Consider the following 1,548-nt stretch of genomic DNA (forward strand, 5'->3'; position numbering starts at 1 on the left):
CGGGCGGCTCCGTCCTGGCGGCAGGACAGGCCAACTACGCCGCTGCGAACGTGTTCCTCGACGCCCTGGCGGTGCACCGTCGGTCGTCGGGGCTGGTCGCCACGTCCCTGGCGTACGGGCTGTGGGACACCGACACCGGGCTGAGCGCCTGGCTGAGCGAGGCCGACTTCGAGAGGATGCGGCGTCAGGGCCTGCCGGCGTTGACCGTGGACGAGGCGCTGGCGTCGTTCGATGCGGGGTCGGGCTCGGACGCGGCGGCGCTGGTGCCGCTGCGGGTCGACGCCGCGGCGCTGCGCAACCGGGGCGCGGAGCTTCCCGCGCTGCTGCGCGGCCTGGTACGCGGGTCGGCACGCCAGGTGGCCCGCGCGGCCGGGTCCGGGCTGGCCCGCCGGCTCGCCGGGCTGGAGGAGGCCGAGCGCGGCAGGGTGCTGCTGGAGCTGGTCCGCCAGGAGGTGGCCACAGTTCTCGGTCACGCCTCGATGGACGCCGTGGAGCCCGACCGCGCCTTCCAGGAGCTCGGCTTCGACTCCTTGACGGCCGTCGAACTCCGTAACCAGCTCAACTCGGGCACCGGGCTGCGGCTCCCCGCCACGCTGGTCTTCGACTACCCCAACGCGCGAGCCGTCGCCGACTACCTGGAGACGGAGCTCACCGGAGCCGGGGCCGAGGCGACGGCTGTCACCGCGGCCACGACGCCGCTGAACGACGAGCCTATCGCGATCGTCGGCATGGCCTGCCGGTACCCGGGCGGCGTGCTCTCGCCGGAGGATCTCTGGCAGCTGGTGAGCGCCGGTACGGACGCGATCGGCGAGTTCCCCGCAGACCGCGGGTGGGACCTGAATCGGCTGTACCACCCGGACCCCGATAATTCGGGCACCACGTACACGAAGCATGGCGGTTTCCTGCACGACGCGGCCGAGTTCGACCCGGCGTTCTTCGGGATCTCGCAGCGCGAGGCGCTGGCCATGGACCCGCAGCAGCGGCTCCTCCTCGAAGCCTCGTGGGAGGCGATCGAACGGGCCGGGATCGACCCCGCGGCGCTGCGCGGCAGCAGGACCGGCGTGTTCGCGGGCGTCATGTACCACGACTACGCGGCCCACCTCACCACCGTGCCCACGGAGCTGGAAGGGCTCATCGCCACCGGGAACTCCGGCAGCGTCGTGTCCGGTCGCCTGTCGTACACCTTCGGGCTGGAAGGCCCTGCGGTGACCGTGGACACCGCCTGCTCCTCCTCTCTCGTCGCCCTGCACTGGGCGGCGCAGGCGCTGCGGTCGGGCGAGTGCGACATGGCGCTGGCCGGCGGCGTGACCGTGATGGCCACGCCCGGCACCTTCGTGGAGTTCTCGCGCCAGCGCGGCCTGTCCCCGGACGGCCGGTGCAAGGCGTTCTCCGCCGACGCCGACGGCACAGGCTGGGGCGAGGGCGTCGGCGTCCTGCTGGTGGAGCGGTTGTCGGACGCGGAGCGTCTCGGGCATCGGGTGCTGGCGGTGGTGCGGGGCAGCGCGGTCAATCAGGACGGTGCGAGTAACGGGTTGACGGCGCCTAATG

Annotated in this window: 1 protein-coding gene; it reads left to right on the forward strand. The window is 72.9% G+C overall.

Features of this window, described 5'->3' with window-relative positions; translation table 11 throughout:
- Positions 1–1,548: type I polyketide synthase (locus E1294_RS51875; RefSeq protein WP_132520720.1), on the forward strand; the 1,548-nt coding region annotated here is incomplete at both ends.

It is taken from the genome of Nonomuraea diastatica (assembly GCF_004349015.1).
Classification (GTDB): Bacteria; Actinomycetota; Actinomycetes; order Streptosporangiales; family Streptosporangiaceae; genus Nonomuraea; species Nonomuraea diastatica.